The sequence below is a fragment of the Planococcus kocurii genome (assembly GCF_001465835.2).
GTDB lineage: Bacteria > Bacillota > Bacilli > Bacillales_A > Planococcaceae > Planococcus > Planococcus kocurii.
The window spans coordinates 1,530,709-1,554,090 of the sequence record NZ_CP013661.2 but is presented as its reverse complement, the minus strand read 5'-3'; the positions used below and the strand labels follow the sequence as shown (position 1 = coordinate 1,554,090).

The 23,382-nt window shown below is 41.4% G+C and carries 28 protein-coding genes; all 28 read left to right on the top strand.

Annotated features, from left to right (window positions below; translation table 11 throughout):
- Positions 1 to 4 precede the first annotated feature (4 nt).
- The 28 genes from fliG (at position 5) to AUO94_RS07525 (ending at position 23,347) form a co-directional block, all read left to right on the top strand.
- Positions 5 to 1,018: a flagellar motor switch protein FliG gene (fliG, locus tag AUO94_RS07660; RefSeq protein WP_058386666.1), complete on the top strand. Its 1,014-nt coding sequence runs from the start codon at positions 5 to 7 to the stop codon at positions 1,016 to 1,018.
- Positions 1,011 to 1,808, top strand: a complete 798-nt coding sequence (locus AUO94_RS07655; RefSeq protein ID WP_058386665.1) for a FliH/SctL family protein — start codon at positions 1,011 to 1,013, stop codon at positions 1,806 to 1,808. Before fliG ends, AUO94_RS07655 begins: the two co-directional genes overlap by 8 nt.
- The gene (fliI, locus tag AUO94_RS07650; RefSeq protein WP_058386664.1) at positions 1,789 to 3,105 is read left to right on the top strand and encodes a flagellar protein export ATPase FliI; all 1,317 of its coding nucleotides are present in this window, start codon (positions 1,789 to 1,791) and stop codon (positions 3,103 to 3,105) included. The genes AUO94_RS07655 and fliI overlap by 20 nt, the downstream gene beginning before the upstream one ends.
- Positions 3,068 to 3,577, top strand: coding sequence for a flagellar export protein FliJ (gene fliJ / locus AUO94_RS07645; protein ID WP_237150193.1), 510 nt, complete (start codon positions 3,068 to 3,070; stop codon positions 3,575 to 3,577). Before fliI ends, fliJ begins: the two co-directional genes overlap by 38 nt.
- A gap of 4 nt (positions 3,578 to 3,581) precedes the next feature.
- Entirely contained in the window at positions 3,582 to 4,901 is a 1,320-nt protein-coding gene (locus AUO94_RS07640) for a flagellar hook-length control protein FliK (RefSeq protein ID WP_058386663.1), read from the top strand.
- A 16-nt stretch (positions 4,902 to 4,917) separates the two neighbouring features.
- On the top strand, positions 4,918 to 5,373 hold the full coding sequence (gene flgD / locus AUO94_RS07635) for a flagellar hook assembly protein FlgD (protein ID WP_058386662.1): 456 nt from the start codon (positions 4,918 to 4,920) through the stop codon (positions 5,371 to 5,373).
- A gap of 42 nt (positions 5,374 to 5,415) precedes the next feature.
- Entirely contained in the window at positions 5,416 to 6,204 is a 789-nt protein-coding gene (gene flgF / locus AUO94_RS07630; RefSeq protein WP_058386661.1) for a flagellar basal-body rod protein FlgF, read from the top strand.
- A 23-nt stretch (positions 6,205 to 6,227) separates the two neighbouring features.
- Positions 6,228 to 6,443, top strand: coding sequence for a flagellar FlbD family protein (locus AUO94_RS07625; RefSeq protein WP_058386660.1), 216 nt, complete (start codon positions 6,228 to 6,230; stop codon positions 6,441 to 6,443).
- A 13-nt stretch (positions 6,444 to 6,456) separates the two neighbouring features.
- Positions 6,457 to 7,440, top strand: a complete 984-nt coding sequence (fliM, locus tag AUO94_RS07620; RefSeq protein ID WP_058386659.1) for a flagellar motor switch protein FliM — start codon at positions 6,457 to 6,459, stop codon at positions 7,438 to 7,440.
- Entirely contained in the window at positions 7,430 to 8,461 is a 1,032-nt protein-coding gene (gene fliN / locus AUO94_RS07615; protein WP_058386658.1) for a flagellar motor switch protein FliN, read from the top strand. Before fliM ends, fliN begins: the two co-directional genes overlap by 11 nt.
- A gap of 26 nt (positions 8,462 to 8,487) precedes the next feature.
- Complete coding sequence (locus tag AUO94_RS07610; protein WP_058386657.1) at positions 8,488 to 9,135, top strand: flagellar biosynthetic protein FliO; 648 nt, start codon at positions 8,488 to 8,490, stop codon at positions 9,133 to 9,135.
- Positions 9,132 to 9,821 (top strand): flagellar type III secretion system pore protein FliP, encoded by a 690-nt coding sequence (fliP, locus tag AUO94_RS07605; protein ID WP_058386656.1) that lies wholly within the window; start codon positions 9,132 to 9,134, stop codon positions 9,819 to 9,821. Before AUO94_RS07610 ends, fliP begins: the two co-directional genes overlap by 4 nt.
- A gap of 17 nt (positions 9,822 to 9,838) precedes the next feature.
- Positions 9,839 to 10,108, top strand: coding sequence for a flagellar biosynthesis protein FliQ (gene fliQ, locus AUO94_RS07600; RefSeq protein WP_049693911.1), 270 nt, complete (start codon positions 9,839 to 9,841; stop codon positions 10,106 to 10,108).
- A 6-nt stretch (positions 10,109 to 10,114) separates the two neighbouring features.
- Positions 10,115 to 10,894: a flagellar biosynthetic protein FliR gene (fliR, locus tag AUO94_RS07595; protein WP_058386655.1), complete on the top strand. Its 780-nt coding sequence runs from the start codon at positions 10,115 to 10,117 to the stop codon at positions 10,892 to 10,894.
- A complete protein-coding gene (flhB, locus tag AUO94_RS07590) occupies positions 10,895 to 11,983 on the top strand; it encodes a flagellar biosynthesis protein FlhB (RefSeq protein ID WP_058386654.1) in 1,089 nt (362 codons plus the stop codon).
- 22 nt (positions 11,984 to 12,005) lie between these two features.
- Positions 12,006 to 14,045, top strand: coding sequence for a flagellar biosynthesis protein FlhA (gene flhA, locus AUO94_RS07585; protein ID WP_058386653.1), 2,040 nt, complete (start codon positions 12,006 to 12,008; stop codon positions 14,043 to 14,045).
- Positions 14,042 to 15,142 carry a flagellar biosynthesis GTPase FlhF gene (gene flhF, locus AUO94_RS07580; RefSeq protein ID WP_058386652.1) on the top strand — a complete coding sequence of 367 codons (1,101 nt, stop codon included), beginning with the start codon at positions 14,042 to 14,044 and terminating at the stop codon, positions 15,140 to 15,142. The genes flhA and flhF overlap by 4 nt, the downstream gene beginning before the upstream one ends.
- On the top strand, positions 15,135 to 16,004 hold the full coding sequence (locus tag AUO94_RS07575; protein ID WP_058386651.1) for a MinD/ParA family protein: 870 nt from the start codon (positions 15,135 to 15,137) through the stop codon (positions 16,002 to 16,004). Before flhF ends, AUO94_RS07575 begins: the two co-directional genes overlap by 8 nt.
- Positions 16,005 to 16,039: 35 nt before the next feature.
- Positions 16,040 to 16,798, top strand: a complete 759-nt coding sequence (locus AUO94_RS07570) for a FliA/WhiG family RNA polymerase sigma factor (RefSeq protein ID WP_058386989.1) — start codon at positions 16,040 to 16,042, stop codon at positions 16,796 to 16,798.
- A 30-nt stretch (positions 16,799 to 16,828) separates the two neighbouring features.
- Positions 16,829 to 17,257, top strand: a complete 429-nt coding sequence (locus tag AUO94_RS07565; RefSeq protein ID WP_237150192.1) for a DUF6115 domain-containing protein — start codon at positions 16,829 to 16,831, stop codon at positions 17,255 to 17,257.
- On the top strand, positions 17,258 to 17,695 hold the full coding sequence (locus AUO94_RS07560) for a YaaR family protein (RefSeq protein ID WP_058386650.1): 438 nt from the start codon (positions 17,258 to 17,260) through the stop codon (positions 17,693 to 17,695).
- A gap of 20 nt (positions 17,696 to 17,715) precedes the next feature.
- Entirely contained in the window at positions 17,716 to 18,066 is a 351-nt protein-coding gene (locus tag AUO94_RS07555) for a PilZ domain-containing protein (protein ID WP_058386649.1), read from the top strand.
- A gap of 365 nt (positions 18,067 to 18,431) precedes the next feature.
- Entirely contained in the window at positions 18,432 to 19,166 is a 735-nt protein-coding gene (locus AUO94_RS07550) for a hypothetical protein (RefSeq protein ID WP_058386987.1), read from the top strand.
- Complete coding sequence (locus AUO94_RS07545) at positions 19,163 to 19,834, top strand: HAD family hydrolase (protein ID WP_058386648.1); 672 nt, start codon at positions 19,163 to 19,165, stop codon at positions 19,832 to 19,834. The genes AUO94_RS07550 and AUO94_RS07545 overlap by 4 nt, the downstream gene beginning before the upstream one ends.
- A gap of 35 nt (positions 19,835 to 19,869) precedes the next feature.
- Complete coding sequence (locus AUO94_RS07540; RefSeq protein ID WP_058386647.1) at positions 19,870 to 20,340, top strand: hypothetical protein; 471 nt, start codon at positions 19,870 to 19,872, stop codon at positions 20,338 to 20,340.
- Positions 20,341 to 20,588: 248 nt separating this feature from the next.
- Positions 20,589 to 21,413: a transporter substrate-binding domain-containing protein gene (locus tag AUO94_RS07535; RefSeq protein ID WP_058386646.1), complete on the top strand. Its 825-nt coding sequence runs from the start codon at positions 20,589 to 20,591 to the stop codon at positions 21,411 to 21,413.
- An 83-nt stretch (positions 21,414 to 21,496) separates the two neighbouring features.
- The gene (locus AUO94_RS07530) at positions 21,497 to 22,660 is read left to right on the top strand and encodes a saccharopine dehydrogenase family protein (RefSeq protein WP_058386645.1); all 1,164 of its coding nucleotides are present in this window, start codon (positions 21,497 to 21,499) and stop codon (positions 22,658 to 22,660) included.
- A 30-nt stretch (positions 22,661 to 22,690) separates the two neighbouring features.
- Positions 22,691 to 23,347, top strand: a complete 657-nt coding sequence (locus AUO94_RS07525; protein WP_058386644.1) for an amino acid ABC transporter permease — start codon at positions 22,691 to 22,693, stop codon at positions 23,345 to 23,347.
- The last annotated feature ends 35 nt before the right edge of the window (positions 23,348 to 23,382 follow it).

Sequence of the window (23,382 nt, the reverse complement as noted above, 5' to 3'; positions counted from 1 at the left end):
TCTAATGGTTAGAGGAATACATGATTTAACAGGGATTCAAAAGGTAGCCATTTTATTGGTTGGTTTGGGACCTGAAGTTTCTATTGAGATATTCAAGCAATTGACCGAGCCAGAAATTGATCAACTGACGATGGAGATTTCCAATGTTCGGCAGTTGAAAAACAGTCAAACGGAAAGAGTCATTAATGAATTTTATGAAATGATTTTGGCGCAGGATTATATGAATGAGGGTGGGTTGGTTTATGCCCGAAACATTCTCGAACAAGCGCTGGGGAAAGACAAAGCAATGGACACGATTAGTCGTTTGTCGAACCGACTTCAAGTAAAACCGTTTAGTTTTGCTCGAAAAGCAGACCCTAATCAGATTTTAAACATTCTTCAACACGAACAAGCGCAAACCATTGCGTTAGTGCTGTCTTATTTAGATGCGAAACAATCCTCTAAAATTTTGTCTGAGCTACCAAGTAGCAAACAAGTGGAAGTTGCAAGACGTATTGCTTTAATGGAAAGCACTTCCCCAGACGTTATCCATCAAGTCGAGCAAATTTTGGAACGGAAGCTGACTGCGACTGGCAGCCAAGATTACACCGCGACTGGAGGAGTTGAAGCCATTGTTCGCGTGTTGAGCAATGTGGACCGCAGTACAGAAAAATCCATTTTGGGCGAACTTGAAAAAGACAATGCCGAACTGGTTTCAGAAATCAAGAAACGGATGTTTGTCTTTGAGGACATCGTCAAACTTGAAAGTCGTTCTGTTCAACGAATTGTCCGTGAAGTTAGCGATGCTGATTTGACATTTGCATTAAAAGTAGCAAGCGAAGAAGTGAAAAACAGCATTTATCAAAATATGTCGACACGTCGAGCAGAGGCTATCCATGAAGAAATCGAAGTTATGGGTCCAGTAAAACTGAAAGATGTAGAAAATGCGCAAACAAATATTGTTGGCTTGATTCGTAGTATGGAAGAAAAAGGAGAAATTGATGTATCGCGTGGAGGAGGAGAAGAAATAATTGTCTAATATTATTCGACTTTCCCAGCCTCTTTCTGAAGAAATGAAAATTATTCAGACACGCAAAATTGAGACTCAAAAACCTGTTTTTACTGATCCCAAAATAGATCCGAGGCAACAGCAACAGCAGTTGCTTCAAGAAATCAATGAATTGGAAGCTAAGCGAGAGCAATTGCAGGCTCAACTCGTAAACGATCAGCAAAATGCACAACGAGAAATCGATGAGTGGTGGCAAGAAAAGCAACAAGAATCACAACAGCATGCGCAAAGAGTCGAACAACAAGCAAAGCAACAAGGGTTTCAGGCTGGATTTACAGAAGGACTGGAACAAGCGGAGCAAGACAGCGTTGAAAAACGAGCAGAAATGACTCGTTTACTGGAAATAGCCTATGAAGAAAAGGCCACTATTATTCAGCAAGCCGAACCTTTCTTGCTGTCACTGAGTGTGACGATTGCCGAAAAAGTGATCCATAACGAACTGATACAAGATAGACAGCAGTTATTGAGCATTATTCAGCACGCATTAAAGCAAGTAGAAGAAGCTGAAGACGTCACGATGCAAGTTTCTCCCGAAGATTACTCGGTCATTATTCCCTTTTTAGAGGAGTTAAAAACCTATATCAAAGCCGATTCAGAATTAAAACTAGTTCCTGTAGCGAATCTGACATCAGGTGGCTGCAGAATTCATACAGCGAGTGGATCTTATGATGCGATGATTGATCATCAACTAGAAGAAATCAAAAATCAATTGCTCGCTTACTGTGAGGAGAAAACCAACGATGAACTTGTGGGAAGATGAATACCTGGAATTGCTGAGTGACATTGAACCGATCAAAAAGCACGGGAAAGTGATTCAAGTAATTGGTTTGACGATTGAATCACGAGGACCTAATGCAAAAATTGGTGAATTGTGTTTGCTTTACCCAAATCGCAACGAGCCACCGATTGAAGCCGAAGTTGTTGGATTTAAAGAAAACAGAATCATGCTCATGCCACTTCAGGATCTTTCGCAAGTTGGACCCGGTTGTTTAGTCGTCGCCACGGGAGGGCCACTGCAGATTAAAGTGGGGCCTTCTATTTTAGGGAAAGTTTTGGACGGAACGGGGATGCCACTTGATGAAAGCTTATTGCCTCGGGGGTTGAAAAAATATTCTACTAATAATGCCCCGCCGAACCCGTTAAAGCGCCCGAGAATCGATAAACCTTTAGAAGTCGGAGTTCGTGCCATTGACGGTTTGCTAACTGTTGGCCAAGGTCAACGCATTGGGGTATTTGCCGGAAGTGGTGTTGGGAAAAGTACGTTGATGGGCATGATTGCTCGCAATACAGAAGCAGATATTAATGTCATTGCGCTCGTTGGAGAACGTGGCCGTGAAGTTCGTGACTTTATTGAACGTGATTTAGGTCCTGAAGGGCTGAAGAAATCCGTCGTCGTCGCAGCAACCTCCGATCAAACACCCATGCAGCGCATTAAAGCCGCACTAACCGCAACAGCGATTGCTGAATATTTCCGGGACCAAGGAAAAAACGTCATGTTGATGATGGATTCGGTGACGCGTTTTGCGATGGCACAACGTGAAGTGGGGCTCGCAGTAGGCGAACCACCAACGAGTAAAGGCTATACCCCAAGCGTTTTTGCATTGTTACCGAAATTACTCGAACGCTCGGGTACTTCCAGTAAAGGGACGATCACCGCTTTTTATACTGTTTTAGTAGATGGAGACGATATGAACGAACCGATTGCCGATGCGGTGCGCGGAATTTTAGATGGACATATTGTGTTGGACCGAAAAATTGCTCAAAAAGGTCAATTTCCAGCGATCAATGTAATGGCGAGTGTTAGCCGGGTGATGCACGAAGTGGTATCAGAAGAACATCAACAAGCCGCACGAGATTTCAAACGTCTGTTAGCAGCTTACGAGACTTCTGAAGATCTGATTAATATCGGAGCCTACAAGAGTGGTGCAAATAAAGAGATTGATGACGCCATTCGAGCGTATCCATTGATCCGAGAATATTTGCAGCAAGACATTTACGAGAAAGCCAAAATAGAAGAAAGTGTTGAACGGCTATCCGCACAATTTGGAGGGATTTAAACTGACACAATTCAACTTTCGATTTCAAAAGATATTGGATTTAAAAGAAAATGAAAAGGGCTTTGCGCAGATCCAAATGGCTGAAGCTATCAAACAACATGAAGTAGGACATCAGCAAAAAAGAATGATTCAAAAGAAAATCTCAGATGCTGAGTTATTAAAAAATGCCAAACAGCAAAGTGGCGTCAACATTTCAGAACTTCGCATGTTAGAAGACTATATTTATCAGCTTCAAGGTCAATCGCTTTCTTCCGAAAGAGAATTGGAACATTTACAGAAAAAAGTTTCAGCGTCTCAAGGTGTATTGCAAGAAAAAGCGAAAGAAGAAAAAACGTGGGAAAACTTAAAGCAACAAAAGTTAACACATTTCCAAGAAGAAAACAAAGCGGCCGAACAAAGCTTTTTTGACGAAATGGCCAGTACGCGGTTTTATCGCTTAGCTAAGGCAAATAACTTGGCGGAAGGGACTTGAACGTATGGAAGCTTTAAAGCCGACGTTTCAACAAACCATTAGCCCTGTCACAAAAACAACTTCGAAACCTGTTGTGAATCAAGCGGCATTTGCTTCTTTACTGGAATCATTGGCACTTCCACCTGTTAGCGAACCACAAGCACCTACAGAAAACCTGTTGGAAAACGTGGAATCTGTGCTAGCGTCTTTACAAGAACTACTAGTTGAAGAGCCAACAACTGAGCAGCAGGAAATTCAATACGCCATTCTGCAGTTGCAGCAACTGCAGGCTGACAACAAGCCAACTGGTTTGGCAGCGCCCGGTCAGGTAGCTGCGAATGCATCAGAAGATCCTAGTCAACTCGTTCCACTGCTTCAGAAAATACAACAGCAGCTCCAAATTTTAGTCGAACAATCAGCTGGAGAAACTGTGAAATCCCTGATGCTGAACGAGGTAGAAGGAAAAGCGAATAAGACAAGCGTTAATGGCCTAACACAACTTTCTAAACAACTCGATGATTTGTTGGGGATGCTTGAAAAACAACAAGCCCTAATCACTACGAGTCTTCAACTAAAGCCGGTTATAGCGTCTAGTGAAGAAAGTCGTGCGGTAAAGGATATTCCCACACTTGTTGGTGAATTACTGAAGCCAGTGAGCAACAGTTCTAAGGTGTCTGTTGAAATGCAAGAGGCGTTAAAAGAACTTGAAGCAGGAGAAGGGAAGGTTGTTCCGAAGCTCCAAAGTGGAGAAGAACTTCAAACTCCCAAAGAATCCATAGAAGTGAAAGCGACTCCAGATCTAGCTGCGCAGCCTTTAACGATGACAGCAGATGCTGGAAAGGTTGCCGGGACTCTTGTAAAAGCAGAAGCCAGTCTACAGCCAGTTCCATTAGTACGTTTACCCAATCTTCTAGAAGACCTCGGCGGGATGTTGAAAAATTCAATGCGCTTAGTCGACGGCCAAGAAGGTATGAAAATGCGTGTTAATATTTTCCCGGAACATTTGGGACACCTTGAAATCTTATTGACATCAACCAATGGCAAGCTAGCCGCTCAAATTATGGCAAGCACACCGATGGCAAAAGAAGCGATTGAACTTCAGCTAAATCAGTTGAGAACTTCATTGATTCAACAGGGTGTGGAAGTTGAAAAAATTGAAGTGCTCGAACAAAGCCCACAGCAGCCTTTTAATCAGCAACAACCTCATGCAGAACAGCGGTTTACGCAACAACAAAGTAAAAATTCGCGTAGTGGTCATAGCTATTTTCAGTCTGAAGAAGACGTAGTTAAAGAAACAACAAAGCGATTGCCTGAAGGCTTACCAAAAGTAGATTACACCGTATAGAAGAAAGGGTGTTTGGATGAACATTTCGACAGCGACAACGGGAGCGGCTACTGCCGCAGCGCCAGTGGCCAAGACGGCACCAACAAATGCACTTGGACAAGATGCATTCCTTAAAATTCTAGTGACTCAAATGCAACACCAAGATCCGATGGAGCCGTTAAAGGACACCGAATTTATTGGCCAAATGGCTCAATTTACAAGCCTCGAACAATTGACCAATCTAAATAAAACGATGACGCAATTCGTCAACAATCAAGGAAATTCGTCATTGGCAGATTATGCGCATTTAATCGGAACATCGGTTAAGTGGCAGTCCGAAACAGCGTCAGGTGAAGGAATTGTCAAAGCCTTGTCCAGTAAAAACGGAGAAGTAATGGCAGAGCTTGAAGGATCAGATGTAAAAGTGCCAATCAACTCAATCATTCATATTGAAAAAACGACAGCACCAGCTAATAAACAAGAAACTGTGTAATCCATGGTGGATGAAACGCGGTTCTTGAAAGGGGAAAATTAAATGTTACGTTCAATGTACTCAGGTGTGTCAGGTATGAAAAACTTCCAAACAAAGTTAGATGTTATCGGGAATAACATTTCTAACGTTAATACAGTCGGCTACAAAAAAAGCACCATTAATTTTCAAGATTTGTTAAGCCAGAATATGTCGAGTAGTGGTGCGAATCCGATGCAAGTGGGTCTAGGTTCGGTAACTTCTTCCATCAACGTCAATCACAATGCAGGTTCATTAATGTCTACGGGGGTGGGAACTGATCTTGCCATTATGGGAGACGGCTTTTTCGTTGTGCAAGACCCAGAAGCTACTGGTACGGCAGGACGATACTTAACGCGTGCAGGAAATTTCACGGTAACAGCTGCAGGCGACTTAGTAACAGCTCAAGGGTATAAGGTTTTGAACAATGCCGGAAACGCGATTAACATTGATGCGAAAACCTATGAATCATTTAGTATTAATCGATTGGGTGAAGTGATTGGTAAAGCGGCAAACGGTAATGAAACAACTATTTCTTCTATCGGCGTATCAAAACCTGAAAATCCTTCAGGTCTTCGCAAGTTTGGTGGCTCACTATACGAGATGACGGAAATAGCGAGTGCGGGTGGTTTAGTTTTACAAACAGCTACAGCCGCTAAAACAGAAATCGGTTCTGGCATGCTCGAAATGTCCAACGTTGACCTAACGGAAGAGTTTACGGAAATGATTATAGCGCAACGCGGATTCCAAGCTAACTCAAAAACCATTACCACTTCTGATGAAATTTTACAGGAAATTATGAACCTAAAACGTTAATGGAAGGAGCTTAGTCCATCGAAATGATTAACTTAACTAGGTTAAACCGTTCATCTATCGTATTAAACGCAATCTATATCGAGCGACTAGAATCGACACCGGATACAGTGGTGACGTTAACAACCGGTAAGAAAGTCCATGTACTGGAAACTGTAGAGGAAGTTATGGACAAAGTAACCGATTATTACCGGAAGCTGAACATTTTACCTCGTTTGCATGAGCCGAACCTAGACGAATGAGGAGGCAATCAAGTTGACAGACGTTTTATCAAATGAAAATATCGAAACCATCCTTTCGGCAATGGGCAATCAAGAACCGAAAGTGATTGATAAAAAAAGAAATGTTCAAGCATATGATTTCAAGAAAGCGTTACGTTTTTCACAAGATCAAATCCGTACCTTATCGCGTATCCATGAGAATTTTTCGCGCTTGTTGACTTCTTATTTCTCGGCACAGCTTCGAACATTTGTTCAAGTGACCGTTGAAAAAGTTGAAGAGGTTTCTTATCAAGAATTTGTTCGAAATGTCCAAAAAAAATCGATGTTGGGTGTTTTTGAAGCAACACCGCTACAGGGCAGCATGGTGATGGATTTTTCTCCAGAGGTGGTATATGTCATGTTTGACCGGCTACTGGGCGGGCAAGGCAATCTCTTGCAGAAGGACAGTGAGTTGACTGAAATTGAAATCAGCGTCATTGAACGGGTGTTTTCAAAATCACTGGATTGTTTTGAAGAAGCCTGGTCATCTGTAGTGAAACTGTCTCCAGAACTCAGAGAGATTGAAGTGAATTCACAATTCCTAACCACTTCTCCTCCAAACGAAACGGTCATTTTAATCAAGTTGCAAACAAAAATTGGACACGCAGAAGGCATCATCAATATCTGTTTGCCTCACACAGTGCTCGAGCAAATTTTGCCGAAGCTGTCAGCGAAACATTGGCTGGCAAACCAAAAAAAGGCTGTTGAAACACATGAAATGGAAGCGTTAGAAGAAAAGCTGCAAAGCACCAAAATGGAAATCAAAGCGGTACTGGGAAAATCAACGATCGAACTTGGAGATTTCCTGAACCTGAAAAATGGCGATGTCATTCGTTTGGACGAATCTTACGAGTCACCTGTCACGCTTCAAGTAGACAACAAATTAAAATTTTATGCCCAACCTGGTGTTTCAAAAGGTCGGATGGCTGTACAGGTAACAGAACTATCGATTCAAGGAGTTCAATTTGATGACGACTAATCATCATTCTCCAGAAGAACGTAAAAATTCTTCGGATTACCAGAAGACAGGAGGAAAGGCGATGCCTGAAAACGCATTATCAAAAACAGAGACAGAAGCTATCATCGAATTATTGAACACGTCTCTAGGAGGTTCGGCTGCTTTACTCACGTCGTTGCTTGCAGAACAGGTTTTTGTCACTTCTCCAACGCTAACTGTGACCAGTCGAGATGCTGTATTTGGTTCTATCGGCGCACCGTTTTATGTGGCGCTTGGTGAATATACGGGTTCAGCTAGCGGAATGCAGGTTCTTGCTGTTTCTAAAAAGGACATGGATGCTGCATTAAAGACTACAGAGGACCAAACAGAATTTCAAGCGGTTCAAGAGTTGGTTAGTAAAATGTTTGATTCAGTGGCACAGTCGATGTCAGCGCTGTTAGAAAAAGAACTTGCTTACTCTTTGTCGGGTATGGACGTTGTGGACCAAACGGGTGAATTTTCGTTAGCTAACTTTACGAAAGAGCAGTGGTTTACAGAGTCGGAATTTCAGTTGAATGTTAGCGGAAAGCAAAACATCCGTTTTTGTTTATGTTTGCCTCTACCACTTGCAAAAACCTTGGTGGAGATTTTAACGGCACCGTTTAATCCGCAAGAACTAAAGGAGACAAGTGAAATGCCAAAGCAATCAGATGATGGGCTAAATGAGCAGGCTCAAGCAACACCGACCGTACAAAATGTTCAGTTTTCAAGCTTCGACAATACGGAAACAGCGCCATCTGCACCGAATAATTTGAATATGTTATTGGATATTCCGCTCCAAGTCACTGTGGAGCTAGGCCGTACAAAACGAGTGGTCAAGGAAATACTGGAAATCTCGCAAGGGTCTATTATTGAATTGGATAAATTAGCAGGAGAACCCGTTGATATCTTAATCAATAATAAATTGATTGCAGTTGGAGAAGTAGTTGTCATTGATGAGAACTTCGGTGTCCGGGTAACAGATGTATTGAGCACAGCTGAACGCATCTCAAAACTACGTTAATGATGGATAAAAGGAGTTTACTAAGAGTGCCTAAGTCAAGTTATATGTGGATGCCATTGCTCTTAGCGCTGTTGTTTTTGAGCGCAATGTCGGTACCACTAGCTGTTCAAGCCAGTCCGAATGTGGTGGAATGGCTAAATAATGAAGATCCGGTAGAAAAAACACCCGTTGATGATGTAGAAAGAGCACCGGTAGAAGAAAAAAGCTTAGCCGGTATTATTGTTCAATTAATCTTTTATACGTTGTTGATTGTGGTGATGATTTATGGACTTATTAAGTTTTTAGCGGCACGTCAGAAAAACCTGCAACCGAACCAAGCCGTTAAACTGATGGGTGGTACGCCGCTGGGCAATAACAAGTCGCTGCAAGTGGTGAAAATTGGCAGCCAGATGTACTTACTTGGCGTGGGTGATGAAGTAACGCTCATCAAGGAATTTTCAGATGCGATGGAAATTAACAACATTGAAAAAGACTTTGAGCAGCAACAACCCGCATTATCGAAAAACTTGTTTGATTTAACAAAGAAAAAGATGGAAGGTTTTTCAAAAAAAGCGCAAAAAAATGGCTTTGATCAGTTATTTAAGCAAAGCTTAAACAAACAAAAAGCCCAACAACAAGCGCTTGAAGATGAGTTTGAAAAAGAAACGCAAGACAAGGAAGGACGTCCGCTATGATTCCGGAAATCTTATCTGCTATTAATATTCCGGGCATTGATTTTGGCGCAGAGTCCCCTGAAGATGTCTCAACAACGCTTCAATTATTCTTCCTGCTAACGATTTTGTCTTTAGCTCCAGGAATTCTAATTATGATGACTAGTTTTACGCGGATCATCATCGTTTTGTCATTCGTGCGAACTGGACTCGGTACACAGTCGATGCCACCGAACCAAGTATTGGTTGGCTTGGCACTATTTCTAACATTTTTTGTCATGTCTCCTATCGTAGTAGAAATGAATGAAACTGCACTTCAACCGTATTTAGATGGCGACATGGCGCAACAAGAAGCACTGGATACCGCTATTGTGCCATTAAAAGAATTTATGGCAAAAAATACAAGAGAAAAAGATTTGGCTTTGTTTTTTAAATACGCGGAGCTAGAAAAACCTGACAGCATTGAAGAGATTCCGCTAACTTCATTGGTTCCGGCATTTGCTATTAGTGAGATGAAAACTGCTTTTCAAATTGGGTTTGTTATTTTTATTCCTTTCTTAATCATTGATATGGTTGTCGCCAGTACGTTGATGGCAATGGGGATGATGATGCTGCCGCCAGTCATGATATCGTTACCGTTTAAAATATTGCTATTTGTGTTGGTCGATGGCTGGTACTTAATAATCGAATCGCTGCTGGTCAGCTTTTGACGAAAGGAAGAATACGAATGACTCCAGATATGGTGATCAAACTAGCGGAACAATCAATTTTTACAGTGATTCTTATATCCGCTCCAATGCTGCTCATTGCGTTAGCTGTTGGATTATTGGTCAGCGTGTTCCAAGCGATGACACAAATTCAAGAACAAACCTTAGCGTTTATCCCGAAAATACTGGCGGTCTTTATCTCGCTCGTGGTCTTTGGCCCGTGGATGTTGACCTTGTTGCTAGATTACACACGGGACTTGTTTGAGCAGCTGCCAAGAATTATCGGGTAAACGGACATGGACAAAATTTTTGATATCTTGCCTTATTTTTTACTCATGCTCGTCCGTTTAACTAGTTTTTTTCTAATTGCTCCTATTTTCTCAATGCGAGGGGTGCCCGCTCAATTCAAAGTAGGCATCGCAGCATTTTTAGCGTTTGTCGCTGTGTCGACCTTGCCTATGGGCGAAACGATTCTTTTGGACTCGACGTATCTTTTGTTAATTATTAAAGAGCTGGCGACGGGTTTGGCACTCGGCTTCACTGCAGCTCTCGTGTTGTACACGGTTCAAATTGCAGGCGCTTTTATTGATTTTCAAATGGGCTTTTCGATGGCCAACGTGCTGGATCCACAAACCGGTGCGCAAGTGCCGATTATCGGTCATTTCAAGTACATGATGGCGTTGTTGTTCTTGTTAACTGTAAATGGTCATCATTTGATGTTAGACGGTGTGATGCAAAGCCTGCGCGTGTTTCCGGTAGAGCGATTAGCTATTTCGGTGAAAGCTGAAGACATCGCACAATTTATGACGGGCTTGTTTGCAGAAATGTTCTTGATTGCGTTGCAAATTGCCTTGCCAATCGTTGGCGCTTTGTTTTTAGTGGATATTGCCCTTGGTATTTTGGCGAAAACGGTGCCTCAGCTGAATATATTCGCTGTCGGGTTGCCGTTGAAAATTTTTGTCGGTTTTATCATGCTTTTTCTAACCATGCCCGTGTTTTTCTATATCCTGCAGGTTCTCTTTGAGAAACTCTTGGTGAGTATGGCTCAACTGATTCGTTTGTTAGGAGGAACGTAAGTGGCAACTAGATATCCCTTGGATTTGCAATTTTTTGCGGGTGAGAAAACTGAAAAAGCGACACCGCAAAAAAGGCAAGAATCCAAGCGGAAGGGCCAAGTAGCCAAAAGCCCGGAAGTCGCAGCTGCCATGATTATTATCGGGGGGATTGTGCTGCTGAATTCGCTCGGTGGCTGGATGATGGACCGAATTTTAGCTATTTACCGGATTCACTTTACGCAATATATTTCCTGGGAAATAACACCGGCCACCATTCGTACCTTGTTTGAGCAGATGGCCATGAATGCCTTTTTGTTGATGCTGCCTATCATGCTCGTCGGTATGGTCTTCGGCTTTCTCGGAAACTTTATCCAAGTGGGTGTTATTTTCACATCAGACCCCATCATGGCCAAGTTTGAACGACTAGATCCAATCAAAGGGGCAAAGCGAATATTTTCAATGCGCGCTTTAGTCGAGTTAGGGAAGTCCCTTTTGAAAATCGGCATTATCGGCGGCGCTGCATTTGGCGTATTGTGGGTAGGCAAAGATGAGTTATTTACGCTGTCACAAAAAAGCATTGGCTATTCGTTTTCTTTTATCGGTTCATTGGTTTTCCAAATGGGCTTGATTGCAGGACTGATCCTGCTGAGTTTATCTATCCTAGACTACATTTATCAGAAATACGAATTTGAAAAAGGCATCAAGATGTCAAAACAAGACATCAAAGATGAATACAAAAAAGCGGAAGGCGATCCGCTCATCAAATCAAAAATAAAAGACAAGCAGCGACAAATGAGCATGAACCGCATGATACAGGATCTGCCAAGTGCAGATGTGTTAATCACCAACCCCACGCATTACGCTGTCGCGATCAAGTACGATGCCGAAACGATGGAGGCTCCGGTCATCATCGCAATGGGCAAAGATCATTTGGCGCTGAAGATTAAAGAAAAAGCGAAAGAATTTGGAATTGTGACGATGGAAAACAAACCTCTCGCACGAGCACTGTATGCCCAAGTTGAAGTTGGGGATGCTGTACCGGAAGAATTGTTCCTAGCTGTGGCTGAGGTTTTAGCATATATTTACCGATTAAAAGGAAAAATCCGATAACCCGGATAGAGGAGGGACCCGCGTGAAATTCAGAGATTATGCCATCATGGTAGCCGTTATCATGATTGTGGTGATGATGGTCATCCCTCTTCCGCCGCTCTTGTTAGATGTGTTGATTATGATCAATATCAGTTTGGCACTAACGATCTTGTTAGTGGCTATGAATACAAAAGAACCTCTGCAATTTTCTATTTTTCCTACGTTACTGTTGTTAACAACTTTGTTCCGACTGGGGTTAAACGTTTCGACAACGCGTTCGATTTTGACCAATCAAACAGGTGGACAAGTGATTGAGACGTTTGGTTCGTTCGTTGTTGGAGGAAGCGCCATTATCGGGATCTTGGTATTCCTCATCTTAGTGATTATCCAGTTTCTCGTGATTACGAAAGGCTCCGAGCGAGTAGCCGAAGTGGCTGCACGATTTACGCTCGATTCCATGCCGGGTAAACAAATGAGTATTGACGCCGACCTCGGCGCAGGAATGATTTCGGATCAAGAAGCAAAAAGCCGTCGTGAAAAAGTAAGTTCAGAAGCAGACTTTTACGGGGCCATGGACGGTGCGAGTAAATTCGTTAAAGGAGACGCGATTGCCGGAATCATTATTACCCTCATCAACATCATTGGTGGCTTGCTAATCGGTGTCATGGTTCACAAATTGCCATTTGCAGAAGCAGCGCAGCTGTTTACGCTACTGTCTATTGGAGATGGCTTAGTTTCTCAAATTCCAGCGCTATTAATTTCGACAGCGATGGGTATTGTCGTCACACGTGCAGTATCAGACGGCAATTTAGGGTCAGATATCACAAAACAACTTTTCGCCTATCCAAAGATGTTGTATATTGTGGCCGGAACGTTAGTGATGTTTGCAGTTTTTACACCAATCAGTCCAATGCTCGTTGTGCCGATTGCGGGTGTCATCGCTTATGGTGCTTTCCAAATGCAAAAAACCTTGAAATCTGAGGAAAAACAGGAAGTTGAAATAGGCAAAGAAGATAAAGAAATAGCAGGAATGAAAAGTCCGGAAAGTGTCATTGATTTACTGCATGTGGATGCCATTGAATTTGAGTTTGGCTATGGATTAATCCCAATTGCCGACAAAAATCAAGGCGGCGATTTACTGGACCGTGTTATTATGATTCGTCGACAATGCGCGATGGAGCTAGGTATTGTCGTTCCCGTCATTCGGATCCGTGACAACATCCAACTGCAGCCGAATGAATACATGATTAAGATCAAAGGCAACCAAGTCGCATCAGGTGAAATTATGCTTGATCATTACTTAGCCATGAGTCCGGGCATTGACGACGAATCAGTAGAAGGCATTGAAACCGTGGAACCCGCCTTTGGTATGCCTGCTTTATGGGTCGATGAGGACATGAAAGAAGAAGCGGAAATGGCAGGTTACGCCATTGTTGATCCGCCGTCTGTTGTGTCTACTCATTTGACAGAAGTGATCAAACGCCACGCGCATGAATTAATCGGTAGACAAGAAGTAAAATCGCTCATTGAAAATATGCGCGAAACAGCACCAGCAGTAGTCGAAGAGTTAGTACCAAATTTAATGACCATTGGTGAAGTACAAAAAGTATTAATGAAACTTTTGAAAGAAAAAGTATCTATCCGCAATTTATTGGCCATTTTGGAAACGTTGGCAGATTACTCTACGCAAACAAAAGACGCAGATTTGTTGACGGAGTATGTACGTCAATCCCTATCACGTCAAATTACCTTGCAATACGCTACGCCAAAAGAGCCGTTGCAAGTGATTACAGCAGGCGCGAGTCTTGAAAAGAAATTCGCTGACTCTGTGCACCGGACAGAGCAAGGCAATTACTTGTCCATTGATCCAGAATCTTCTCAAACAATTTTCCAAAAGATCACAGAACAAGCGGCGCAACTGCAGCAAACCGGCGTTCAGCCCATTTTACTGACGTCTCCTGCTATCCGTATTTACATGAGACAATTCGTCGAGCGTTTTGCACCCGACCTGCCAGTGCTGTCCTATAACGAACTAGAGCCGGAGATTGAAATTCAAAGTGTTGGAGTGGTGAACGTCTCATGAGGTTGAAAACATATATCGTCAATACGATGGCGGAAGCACTCCCAATGATTAAAAAGGATCTAGGCGAAGATGCGTTGATTTTAAATACCAAAAAAATCAAGACAGGTGGATTTTTAGGTTTTTTCAAGAAAGAAAAATTAGAAATCACAGCTGGCGTTGATCCAATCCCGCCGAAAAAAGGATTGCCTACTGAAGCGAAATCTCCATCAAAGTGGAGTGATCCAAAAGACTCCTCAGCAGAATTGATCCATGAGTTAAAGAATATGAAACAATTTATGATGAAACAGATGAAAGAAGAGGATCTTCCTGAATCTCTTCGGTTGTTGAAAAAGCAATTGATTGCGCAAGAAATAGCGCCGGATATTTTGACAGACTTGCTAGCAAAATTGATCGCAAGAGATGAATTTAACACTGACCAAACGTTAGAGCGTGTTCAGCGCTTTGCTCGTGAAGAATTGGTCGCAATGATGGATTCGCATCAGTGTGATGAAATTACACAACAACCAGAAATTATTTGTTTTATCGGCCCAACAGGGGTTGGGAAAACAACGACAATCGCAAAAATTGCGGCTGGCTATCTGCTTGCAAAGGATAAAAAAGTGGGATTGATTACTGCGGATACTTACCGTATTGCGGCAGTTGAGCAATTAAAAACCTATGGCAGCATCTTGAATATTCCAGTTAAGGTAGTGGAGTCTTCTGCAGATTTAACGAAAGCAATCGAAGATTTTCATGACTGCGATATCATCTTAATGGATACGGCAGGCCGAAATTATCAGCAGACGCAATATATTGAAGACCTTAAGCAGTTACTGCCAACTGATAGTAAGGTACAGATTCACTTAGTATTGAGCTTAACTGCCAAATACGAAGATATGAAAAAAATAATTAATAATTTCCGCTCCATTTCTATGGATGAACTGCTATTGACTAAAAAAGACGAAACCAGTTCTTCGGGCGCTATCGTGAATTTGATTTGCCATTACGACATTCCGATACGCTATATCGCTAATGGCCAAAATGTACCGGATGACATTATGGCCTGCACACCGGAATTAGTAGCGGACTTCATCTTGGGAGAAAAAACTAATGCTTGATCAAGCCAACCAGTTAAGAGAAAAAATGCTGATAAAGCAATCGGATAAGCCTAGCAAAAAAACCGTTAAAAAAACACGAGTATTGGCAATCGCTAGTGGCAAAGGCGGAGTTGGAAAATCAAATTTCGCATTAAATTTTGGCTTAAGCCTTATTGAACAGGATAAAAAGGTATTGATTCTTGATGTTGATATGGGATTCGCTAATATTGATGTGTTACTTGATCAGATTCCACGTGAAACCATTGCTTCCATGATTGAAAAAGATTTGGCTGTTCGGGATATTATTGAAAAAGGTCCAAATGGCTTGCTGTTCATTTCAGGGGGCAATGGTTTTAACGAACTGTTTCGAATGGATGATCACAAACTGCATAAATTTTTTCAGGAACTGGCCACTTTACAGGGTGAAGTAGACTACATCATCTTGGATACGGGAGCAGGTTTGTCCTACGAAAATCTTCGCTTTATCTTAGCCGCTGATGACGTCATCTTAGTTACTACTCCTGAGCCAACGTCGATTACTGACGCCTATTCAGTCGTCAAGATGGTGCATGGCAAAGATCCAAATGTTCATATGAAGTTAGTAGTCAATCAATGCGTCAGTATCAAAGAAGGACAACAAACAGCTGATAACTTTACCCAAGCAGCAGCTCAGTTTTTAGGGAAAGAGATTGGTGCCTTGGGTTCTATCCCAAATGATTTACACGTGCCAGAAGCTGTCAAAAAGCAACAGCCGCTACTGCTGGTTTATCCGAATAGTGAATCGGCAGTGGCCATTCGTCAACTAACGGGTGAATTTCTACATCTCCGTGTTCCTTATAAACTGGGACTGAAAGGGTTTATTATGAAAATATTTTTTAAATAAGAGCGGCTTGACGCTTGGAAATGGTGGTGAAAATCATGCTGAATCCCAAATTATCAAAAGAAGAACTCTCCTGCTGGAGCGATTGGCAACAACACCAAGATCCAGAAGCTGGCGAATACTTGGTTGAACAATATCTTCCTTTGGTTGATTACGTGATTCAACGGTTCATGATCAGTTTACCGAAAACTGTGGAAAAAGATGATGTCCGCAGCTATGCCTATGAAGGATTACTCGATGCCTTAAGTAAATTCGATATCGAAAGAGATTTGAAATTTGAAACCTATGCTTCCTGGCGCATCAAAGGCGCGATTATTGACGGGTTGCGACATAGTGATTGGTTGCCGCGATCCGTTAGAGAAAAAGTAAAGAAAATTGAAAAAGCCTATCTTTTATTAGAGCAGCAAAATAGCGCTTCTGTGTCTGACGAGGAAGTTAGTTTGTATTTGGGTATTACGAAAGCTGAGCTTAATAAGACAGTTTCAGAAGCAGCGCTATCAACAATGATTTCAATGGATGACGAACACTTTGAAGAACGACGAACAGTGAAAAACCATCACGTAGGCTCGCCAGAACGCCATTTATCAGATCGAATGATGAAAGAATCGCTAGTTCGTGCCATTGAACGGTTGCCTGAAAAAGAAAAAATTACGGTGTCATTATGCTATTTTGAAGAAATGAAATTAACCGAAATTGCCGAAATTCTCGGCGTTAGTGTATCAAGAGTTTCACAGCTTCACTCAAAAGCTATGCTTCGACTGCATGCTTCGATTTTATCTGTACACGATCATTATTGAAGTGAAACTACCAAACAGAAGGCTAAGGTGATGGGGATGGAATGGCTATTGATAGCAGTTAGTACGGGGCTAGTGCTAATGAATATACGGCTGATGCTGATAGTAAAAAAACAGCACATAAATAACAGCTCACCTGAAATTCATGAAAAGATGGCCCAGTTTGTGGCCCAACTTGAAGAAGAAAACAATGAACTTTACAATAAATTAACTACTTACATAAAGAACAGCGAAACCCAACTCGTCGAACGCGTTGAACGATTAGAACAAACCAAGATTGAACAAATCGACAGTCCCGAAAAGTCTACTGTAGAAACAGAGAAAATCATTCAGCTGTCTAGACAAGGGTTTTCTTCGAGACAAATTGCTAAAGTGCTTCACGCCGACTTTGGCGAAGTAGAGCTTGTCCTTAATATGAACAATAAGCAGTACAGTAATTTAAAAGAAGAAGAGGTGCTGTAAATGCGTATTGATAGTCAGAGTACGATTCAAAACGACCGGCTGTTGAAACAAACGAATGGTAACAAGCCGAACGAACTTTTCTCAAATGCCATGAGAAAATCTCAGTCAAAGCTGCAAAATGATTCGTTAAATCAGTTGATGAATAATGTGGATACGCAAGGTCAAAAATTAGCCAATCAACGTACACTTGAAAATTTAGTGAATTATAAGCAAGCTGTTAAGCAATTTGTCTCAGAATCTGTGAGTTATGGTTTACATTTATCAGATGAGCAAAGTCTTACATCAGGCGGTAACTTAAAACCCCAACGAATTATCAAAATAATCGATAAAAAACTAATTGAAATTCAAGACGAAGTATTGAATAATGAAGAAGAAGGAATCGGTACTTTAGATCTAGTAGGAGAAATCAAAGGTCTGCTTGTAAATTTGTATATGTGACCGAGGATGGGGAGAGTGAAATGTCGGAAAATCGTCGCGAATTTTTTCGAGTTATTTTCAACCAGGCTTTGAATGGCAAGGTTTCAGTTTACGGAGGTAATTTTTTACCGGTCGAAATTTATGATGTTAGTGCCGGAGGTTTAGTGTTTTCTTCTGTACTTAATATTCCTTTGGGAGAAAGCGTACGCTGTAGTTTTGAACTAGTAGATAGCGCTTTCTTAATAGAAGGGACTGTTGTTCGAAAAGCGACAGGTATCGACGTGGTAGAATGCGGGGTTGAATTTTCTGTGGATCAAGGAACTTCCTCAGAGTTATTCAAGCAACTAAACCATTACCAAATCCGCAACCGAAAAAGTTTTCTGACGGATTAACTCTAGTACTTGATGAAAAGGGGCTATCCCAAAAGGTCATGAGCAATGACTTTTTGGGATAGCCCCTTTTGCCTACTGAAGAACAGTTAGATGTTCAATGCCATCAGCTAGTTTGGAGCTAAAATAAAAGATCATTTTGTAAGTGAAAGCAAAGATCAAAAGAGCCCTTGAATCTGAATCGCTGACGTCAATAGACTGGATATGAAAACTTGTACACCGAGTTCGAAATAGCTTAGTTCTTCTAACAGCAGGAATTTCTACAGAATATAGAGAAGTAATAGCATACAAAAAAGAAAAAGAAGGTGAAGCAAATAAAAGCGCCCGCAGAGATTCTTTCAGTTTGGCAGCAGTTTGATGGATTTCCCATGGAGACTTTGACAAAAGCTTGGTATTATCAGCGATCAGGCGACCAAAAGCAACGCGATGTCGAGCTCATGAAACAGCACCATGACCAATACGGTATCACAGGGAATTGTTTTGACTTGGCAATTTGGCTGTTAGCAGCTTTTGATGACGCACGGGTTAACGCTTATCCAATAGGCAGTAAGCTAGGAACAGTAGATGCTCACGCAGCTATCATAGCTGAAGACAGGGATGGGCGCAGATTTCTATGTGATTTGGGTGATCAGTGGATCCAGCCCATCTTAATAGATGGAGACAGTCAGAATTTTACAAGCAGTCAATTGTCTGGGTATTTTCCAGGAGCAGAAGTGCAAGTAAAGTCGGTTGGTCAAGAGGTTGAGATGGTCTATTACCGACCCAATGGCAAACAATCCCGTCAACTCTACAAGGTAAAGCCAGTGGAACGTCTCCAGTTTTTAGCGGCAGCTGAGTATTCTCAACATCATATCTCTCCTGAGCCGCTGGTCGAAGTTCGGCTGTATGAAAAAGGAGAGACGCGCCACTGGGAGTTTGATAACTGGAACAGTTTTTTGAGTACAAACACGGGACTTTATCACGATGAGCCGTTAGAAAATCTGGAGGATTGGGTAGATAGAATTCATGAGAAAACAAAGTATGATAAAGCATTTTTATTAGCATCTTTAGGGTTTTATGAGAAGCTGAATCTAGAAAGTAGCGAGACAGGAGAAGTCGAATGATCAAAGTGGTTATTTTTGATTTGGATGGCACATTATTGGACCGGGATAGTTCGCTGTTAGCGTTTGTAGATGAACAATACAACCGGTTAGATGAACACGTAAAGCATGTACCTAAGGCTCTTTTTAGTAATCGCTTTATCGAATTAGATGCCAAAGGATACGTTTGGAAAGACCGTGTTTATCAACAATTAATTGAAGAGTTAGAGATTGAAGGGATAACTTGGCAAACCTTATTAGAAGACTATGTAACCAATTTTAACAAGCATTGCGTACCGTTTCCGAATTTGACTGTGGTGCTTAAGAACTTAGCGAAGCAGTCGCTACGTTTAGGGATGATCACCAACGGCAGGGGACAGTTTCAGTTAGATAATATTCTGTCACTAAAAATTAGCGAGTATTTTGAAGAACTTTTGATTTCTGAATGGGAGGGAATGGCCAAACCCAATCCGGCTATTTTCCATAAAGCGCTGGCACGTTTCGGTGTTTCTCCGAACGAAGCTGTCTATATTGGAGATCATCCAAAAAATGATATACAGGCTGCAAAAGCAATAGGCATGAAAACGATCTGGAAAAAAAGTCAGCATTGGAGCTGCTTGGAGGCAGATGGAGAAATTGATCATTTACAGGAAATCAGCGAAGTGGTTAGGCGCTTAAATACAGAGAACTAATAGACCGAAGAGAGAACGCGGGAGGTGGCACAAACATGATACCTAAAAAGCAATTGCAATTTGAACTGACCGAATTTAAAGATGACCCAGAGTTTATGCGTATACCCGCTACAGAAAATTACGATTACTGGCTCTTGCTGATGGAGTATTTTTTAGCTAAGTCCGACACTTTTGAAATTCATTGCTTTAATGAGGAAGTGACGGCCATAAGAGAGATCACTTCTGACTTAATGGGATTGTTCGAAAGTAAAGAAAAACAAGGTATGACGATTTTTACAGGCTTTCTATCAGCAGATATCATGAAATTTCTGCTGACACGTCACCTCATAGACCAAAAGAGATTGGCATGGTTTTCAGTATTCTTGATCAGTGGGGACCAGCTTATTTTCACTTCTGAGCATTGGGGAACAGAGTTTTTTGTTCCAGACGTAACAGAAGAAGATTTGCTATTTATCAAACATGTGGCACCGGATGAGACGACATTCGACCATTATGAAGAAAATTAAAACTTCCACAGCTTAGTTGTGGAAGTTTTTTATTTTATGCAAAATATTCTTAAAAATCTGAAATTTGTTTGACTTTACTCCTTATTAAGACAATAATAAGAAGACAATCGTTTCTAAAATATGGAAGTAAACAGGGCGATTGTTACGGGTAATTATGCGTATACAGGTTTTGTCACCGCACGTGCTTTAATCTTCTCGTTTATGTACTAATCAACAGAGACAGCCAATTTGAAGATGGAGGAATGAAAATGAAAAAAACGACGATCAGTGCTATTATTTTCTTATTTATTTTTGGCTTTTTAGCAGCATGTGGGGCTGAAGACACATCAAAACCTGCTTCTGAAGGTGGAACAGAAGGAAAATCTGGCGGAGTGCTGGAACGAATGGAAGAATCTAAAGAATTAAATGTAGCATTTGAAGGTACGTATCCACCTTTTAATTTCATCGATGATAAAGATGAATTCCAAGGATTTGACGTTGATATTTCTAATGAGATTGCAGAACGTCTCGGTGTAAAAGCTAACTTTATCGCAACCAAATGGGACGGTTTGATCGGTGGACTAAAAGCGGATAAATTCGATATCATCATTAGCCAAATGACGGTGACAGAAGAGCGGAAAAAGAGTGTCGACTTTACCGACCCGTATGTAATTTCAGGATCAGTGCTAATTACACGTGAAGACACAAACGATATTACAAAGCTTGAAGACATCAAAGGAAAAAAAGTAGGCGTTGGTGGTGGAACAACTTTTGAAGACGTGGCGAATAGTGTAGAAGGCGCTGACGTGAAATTGTACAAAGCTGTAGGCGATTACATTCAAGATTTAACGAATAAGCGTCTAGATGTCATCATCAATGATCAATTACTGATTAGCTACAACATTAAAGAACAAAATCTTCCGATTAAAATTTCAAGCGATATTTTAAACAAAGACGAAATTGGCATGGCCGTTAACAAAGGCAACGAAGACTTTATCGAAAAAGCCAATGCCGCTTTAAGTGAAATGAAAGAAGATGGGACATACGATGAAATTTATAAAAAATGGTTTGGAACAGAACCGTTAGAAAACTAAACGTTCATTGATTGTCTGGAACAATTTCTTTGTCACAAATTTTGATGTTTTTTGTATAAGCGCCATAAGTGAGGGGTGGAGAAATGCATATCTTCGTTTTAGGGACAGGCATGATTGGCACAACAGTAGTAACAGAATTGGCTAAGTATGCTGGTGTAAAAACCATCACAGCTGTTGATATTAACCAAGCAAGCATCGACAAATGTCTAGCTATCGCTAACGATCCGCAAGTAATTGGTAAAGTAGCCGCATTAGCAACAGAAGCCGATATTGCTGAAGTGCTAAAAGGTGCTGACCTAGCGATTGGCTGCCTTCCTCACTCGTTAAGCTTGCCCGCAATAAAGGCAGCCATTTCTTCAAAATGTCATTTAGTTGATTTGGTGGGATCTCATTTTCCAGAAAAATTGGCATTGCATGAACAAGCACAGCAAGCAGGGGTTTTAATCGTCCCAGGTTGCGGAGTCGCACCCGGCATCACCAATTTCTTGGCGGCACAAGGAATTGAACTATTGGACGAAGCACAAGAAGCAATGCTAGCCTGTGGCGGAATTCCGAGATATCCGGATCCGCCTTTAGGGTATCAGGTCGTCTACCGTTTAGAAAGTCTACTTGGACTTTATACAAAACCAGCAACGATCATTCGAAACGGAAAAATTATGGAATTGGCTCCGCTATCCGACTTGGTAGAAATGACTTTTTCTGAGCCAGTGGGTTTATGTGAAACAGTCATTACCGACGCCCACAGTACGGCCTTTATGCTTCAGGGGAAAGTAGAAAACCTAGTAGAGCGAACTGTTCGGTACCCTGGGCATTGGGACAAAATGAGGGTATTAAGTGAACTCGGATTTCTGGATGAAACGCCGGTTGCTATTGAAGATACAGTCATCAGTCCAAAATTATTCGCTCAGAAAGTTTTGATACCAAAAATGTCAGGCCATTCAATTGAAGATATTACTGTTTTAAGAGTAGAAGTAAGCGGCATCAAGCACGGGGTTTCAACAAAACATACGTGGGAAATGATTGATTTATACGACCACGAACGGAAAATAACATCGATGGCTAAAACGACTGCTATTCCAGCGTTACTCATTTCACAATGGATTACCACTAAAAAAATAACAGAGACAGGCGTTATTCCAATCGAAGGTTTAATCGTTCAGGAACGATTCCATCCTTTTTTAACTGAATTGAGCCAATTAGGCATTGAGATTGAGTATAAAGAAGAAACTTTCGTTGAAAAGGAATAGCGTGTTACTTCTTGTCTAATGGGAGGATTTATGGATTTTACAATTGTGATTGATTCATTGCCATCGTTGCTCAAAGCGACAGGAATGACGATTTTTCTCGCAGCTATTTCAATTCTGATTGCGTTAGTTATCGGCTTCTTGACGGCCATTATTCGTATTTTAAAAGTAAAAGTAGTAAACGAAATTGCGAATGTTTATGTGTCTTTAATGCGTGGAACCCCGTTATTGGTACAAATTTTTGTTATTTATTATGGATTGCCTCAAGTTGGTATCGCCTTAGATCCTATTTCATCCGGTATTTTAGCGCTTAGTTTAAATGCAGGCGCTTATTTATCAGAGTCATTTAGAGCATCTATTTTGGCAGTGGACAACGGGCAAATGGAAGCTTCTATGTCAATGGGAATGACCTATTCTCAAGCATTAAAGCGAATTATCCTGCCGCAGAGCTTGCGGATTGCGATTCCGACATTATCCAATTCGTTTATTGTTTTAATCAAAGATACGTCGTTAGTGTCCGTTATCACGGTGACAGAATTGTTGCAGATGTCGAGCTTGATCATAGCGAAAACATTCGAGCCACTGACCATTTATTTAGTAGCTGCAGCGATTTACTGGATATTGATCTCATTTTTCACGAAATTATTGGATCGTTTGGAAATTCGATCATCCAAATACTTGGTCAGATAACATTTGGTTGCATAAAGTCTGCTCACTGTTAATGG